At 60.0% G+C, this 4010-nt stretch carries 5 protein-coding genes; 1 reads left to right on the plus strand and 4 read right to left on the minus strand.

Going from position 1 to position 4010, the window contains the following annotated elements:
* Nucleotides 1-768: ATP-binding protein (locus HX803_RS15695; protein WP_178921854.1), on the plus strand; the 768-nt coding region annotated here is incomplete at its 5' end.
* Nucleotides 769-851: 83 nt separating this feature from the next.
* Here HX803_RS15695 and HX803_RS15700 read toward each other — a convergent pair.
* The 4 genes from HX803_RS15700 to HX803_RS15715 all read right to left on the minus strand — a co-directional run bounded on the left by HX803_RS15700 (nt 852) and on the right by HX803_RS15715 (nt 3928).
* Nucleotides 852-1229: a response regulator gene (locus HX803_RS15700; protein WP_003217591.1), complete on the minus strand. Its 378-nt coding sequence runs from the start codon at nt 1227-1229 to the stop codon at nt 852-854.
* A 79-nt stretch (nt 1230-1308) separates the two neighbouring features.
* Complete coding sequence (locus tag HX803_RS15705; RefSeq protein WP_178921856.1) at nt 1309-2502, minus strand: hybrid sensor histidine kinase/response regulator; 1194 nt, start codon at nt 2500-2502, stop codon at nt 1309-1311.
* Nucleotides 2496-3101, minus strand: coding sequence for a chemotaxis protein CheB (locus tag HX803_RS15710; RefSeq protein WP_178921858.1), 606 nt, complete (start codon nt 3099-3101; stop codon nt 2496-2498). Before HX803_RS15710 ends, HX803_RS15705 begins: the two co-directional genes overlap by 7 nt.
* Entirely contained in the window at nt 3098-3928 is an 831-nt protein-coding gene (locus HX803_RS15715; RefSeq protein ID WP_371319340.1) for a protein-glutamate O-methyltransferase CheR, read from the minus strand. The genes HX803_RS15710 and HX803_RS15715 overlap by 4 nt, the downstream gene beginning before the upstream one ends.
* Nucleotides 3929-4010: the final 82 nt, after the last annotated feature.

Consider the following 4010-nt stretch of genomic DNA (forward strand, 5'->3'; position numbering starts at 1 on the left):
CTGCTCAACCTGGTGATCAATGCCCGCGACGCCATGCCCAACGGCGGCCAGTTGGTGGTTGAAACCACCAACCGCCACCTCGACAGCGTGTTTACCGCCGCTTATGGCACGTTGAAACCCGGTGATTACGTGGAGCTGAGCGTCAGCGACACCGGTTGCGGCATTCCGCAAACCCTGTTGAGCCGTGTGTTCGACCCGTTTTTTACCACCAAGCCGATCGGCCAGGGTACCGGCCTGGGTCTATCGATGATTTACGGTTTTGCCCGCCAATCCCATGGGCATGTGACGATTCACAGTGAAGTCGGTAAAGGCACGACGGTGAGTCTGTTTCTGCCGCGCTTTTTAGGCGAAATCGCGCAGGTAGAGGCAGCCAACCCGGCGCTGTTGCCATTCGCCAATGCCGGCGAAACCGTGCTGATTGTCGAGGACGACCGGGCGGTGCGCGTCTTGGTCAGCGCCGTGCTCAAGGAGCTGGGTTACGGCTTTGTCGAAGCGGGCGACGCCGATACAGCGGTGCCGATCATCGAGTCGGACCAGCGTATCGACCTGTTGATCAGCGATGTCGGGTTGCCCGGCATGAACGGTCGGCAACTGGCGGAAATCGGCCGGCAGATCCGCCCGGAGCTCAAAGTACTGTTCATCACCGGGTACGCCGAACATGCAGCGGTACGCGGCGGCTTTCTGGACCCGGGGATGCAGTTGATCACCAAGCCCTTCACCTTCGACCTGCTGACCGCCAAAGTCCGCGAAATGATCAAAAGCCTGTAGTGAGCGGGCTTGCCCCGCGGCGCGCAGTGTCAGCCTCCTCATAGATAGCTGACACACCACCGCACCGCACCGCGCGCTCGCTACTACGCCAACAGCCGCTGGATGTGTTCCTGAAGGGTATCAAGGTCAAACGGCTTGGCCAGGATCGGTGCATTGCGCGTGATCGGGCTGTTGCAGTCGAGGATTTCCTGCGGGTACCCACTGATAAAGATGACTTTCAATTCCGGGCGCAGCTTGATTGCAGGCTCGGCGATCTGTACCCCGGAAATGCCGCCAGGCAAGCGGTAATCGGTGACCATCAGGTCCAGGTGCGGCTTGGTGGCCAGAATCTCGAAGGCCTGTTCGCCATCGATCGCCTTCAAGACCCGATAGCCCAGGCCCGCCAGGTATTCACCCAGCACAAACATAATGGATTCGTCGTCCTCGACGATGAGAACGACATCTTGTGCATCTTCACTCATGGGAAGCCTTAATCCGGTCAATTGCTGCAATTACGACCATGGGGTCACGCAGAAGGTTGCGTCAAGCTGACGATTGATTTCATACCGACGCTTCAAGGGGCAGGCACACCCGAAACAGGGCGCCCTCGCCTATCTGGCTTTCGACTTCGATAGTGCCGCCATGGGCCGCGACGATCTGCTCGGAAATAAACAGCCCCAGGCCCAACCCGGCCGCGACGTGGCTGGCCGAGACCCGCTCGAACTGCTGAAAAATGCGCTTCTGGTTCTCTTCGCTGATACCAATACCCCGGTCACGCACTTCCACCCGTGCCTCACCGTGTTCGGTGTACACCCGCACATCTACCGGGCTCTTGGCCCCGTAGCGCAAGGCGTTGGTCAGCAGGTTGGTGATCACTTGCTCGATGCGGAACTCATCCCAGTTGCCTTCCACAGGCCCTTCGACCACCAGTTGCATGGTCGAGCCAGCAGCGGCCACCTGCGGCGCGAAGTTTTCCACCAGGTTGTGCACCAACTGCGCCAGGTCAAACCGTGCAGGCCGGATCGACAGCTTGCCGGTACGGATGCGCGACACGTCGAGCATGTCTTCGATCAGGCGGATCAGGCTCTGGATCTGCCGCTCATCGCGATCGACCATGGCGTGCATCTTGTCCAGGGTGAACGCGGCGGCGTTGTCCCGGGCCAGGTGCATCTTGCGCAGCTGGGTTTCGAGGATCAGGCCATTGAGGGGCGTGCGCACCTCATGGGCGACGATCGACATGAAGTCATCACGCATGCGCACTGCCTGCTCCAGCTCGGCCTGGGTGGCCTGCAGGCGTGTCAGCAGCAGTTCCTGTTCGCGCCGGCTGCGCTCCAGGGCTTCGACCTGTTGCTTCATGGCCTTGCTCTGGCGGTACAGGTCGACGAATACGTTGACCTTGCTCTTGACCGCGTGGATGTCCAACGGCTTGTGCAGAAAGTCCACGGCGCCGCTTTCGTAACCCTTGAACGCGTAGTTGAGTTCGCGGCCAGCGGCGCTGACGAACACGATCGGGATGTTCTTGGTCTTTTCGGTGCCGCGCATCAGTTCGGCCAGCTCGAAACCGTTCATGCCGGGCATCTGCACGTCTAGAATCGCCATGGCGAACTCGTGCTCCAGCAACAGTGACAAGGCCTCGTCGGCGCTCAATGCCTTGAACACCTGGCGGTCCTCGCGCTTGATCAGCGCTTCGAGGGCGAGCAGGTTTTCCGGCAGATCGTCAACGATCAGCAGTTTGGCCTGGACAGTACTTAACATGGGGAATATTCCAGGGAAGCCAGCAATGAGCCAATGCGGCTCAAAGAAAGAATGTGGTCAGGTGTATGCAGTGCCAGGGCCGCCCGGGGCATCACGGCCACACGCGCTTCGGCAGGGTCTTGCACCACGGTGGTTCCGCCCTGCTGCTTGACGTGGGCCAGGCCACGGGCGCCGTCGTGGTTGGCGCCGGTCAGCAGGATGGCCATCAGGCCTGGGCCATAGGTGTCGGCGGCGGACTCGAACAGGTAATCGATGGCAGGCCGCGAATGGTGCACCCGGTCTTCCTGGCTCAAGGACAGGCTGTGGTCATGCTCTACCGATAGATGATACCCAGGGCCAGCAAAATACAAGGTGCCGGGCCGGATCGCCTCCTTGTCACGCGCCTCGACCACCGGCATCGCCACACGGCGGTCGAACACCTCGGCCAGTTGGCTGCGGCGCTCGTCTGGCAAGTGCAGCACGGTGATGATCGGCAGGCCGAAACCGCTGGGCAGCTCACCGAACACCGTCAACAAGGCTTCGACGCCGCCTGCGGATGCGCCGATCACAATCGCCTCTATCCCCGGGACACGTGCCGGGCCTGCCGCCACTGGGTTCATAGTTTTCGGTAGATCCGTTCCTGCTTGACCAAGGGTTCGAATTGTTTGCCGAAGGCCGAAAAATCCAGGGTTTCCTTGCTGCCCAGCACCAGGAAACCACGATGGCACAGCGACTCATGAAACAATCCAAACGCCCGATCTTGCAATTTTTTATTGAAGTAAATCAATACGTTGCGACACGAAATTAATTGCGTTTCTGAGAATACGCTGTCGGTCGCCAGGCTGTGATCGGCGAAGGTCACGTTCTCGCGCAAGGTCTTGTCGAAGATCGCGTAATCGTATGCCGCGGTGTAGTAGTCGGCAAATGAACGTTGGCCACCGGCCTGCTGGTAGTTGGCGGTGTAGGCGCGTACGTTCTCCAAGGAGAAGATCCCCTGCTTGGCCTTGTCCAGCGATGCCGGGTTGATGTCCGTGGCGTAGATGATCGTGCGCTCCAGCAGCCCTTCCTCACGCAGCAGGATGGCCATGGAGTACACCTCTTCACCGGTGCTGCAGCCGGCGATCCAGATCTTGATCGACGGGTACGTCTTGAGCAGCGGCACCACCTCCTGGCGGATCGCCAGGAAGTGCGACGGGTCGCGAAACATCTCGCTCACCGGAATGGTCAGGAACTGCAGCAATTGCATGAACGCCGCCGGGTCATGCAGCACCCGCTCCTGCAGCGCCGAAATCGTCGCGCAATCGAACTGGCGCAGGGCATGCGCCACGCGGCGCTTGACCGACGCGCCGGAGTAGTCGCGAAAATCGTAGCTGTACTTGAGGTAAATCGCCTCGATCAACAGGCGCAGCTCAATATCGCTGCTTTTGTCCAAAAAACTTCGCTCCACTTAAATCCGTTCCATCTTGGGTAGCCACACGCGAATCAGTGAGAACAGACGGTCCAGATCAATCGGCTTGGCCAGGTAATCG

The sequence above is a fragment of the Pseudomonas sp. P7548 genome (genome assembly GCF_013386585.1).
GTDB lineage: Bacteria > Pseudomonadota > Gammaproteobacteria > Pseudomonadales > Pseudomonadaceae > Aquipseudomonas.

Coding starts and splice junctions, on each gene's coding strand:
- HX803_RS15705 (WP_178921856.1), bottom strand. CDS start 2,502: ATGTTAAGTACTGTCCAGGCCAAACTGCTGATCGTTGACGATCTGCCG.
- HX803_RS15700 (WP_003217591.1), bottom strand. CDS start 1,229: ATGAGTGAAGATGCACAAGATGTCGTTCTCATCGTCGAGGACGACGAA.
- HX803_RS15710 (WP_178921858.1), bottom strand. CDS start 3,101: ATGAACCCAGTGGCGGCAGGCCCGGCACGTGTCCCGGGGATAGAGGCG.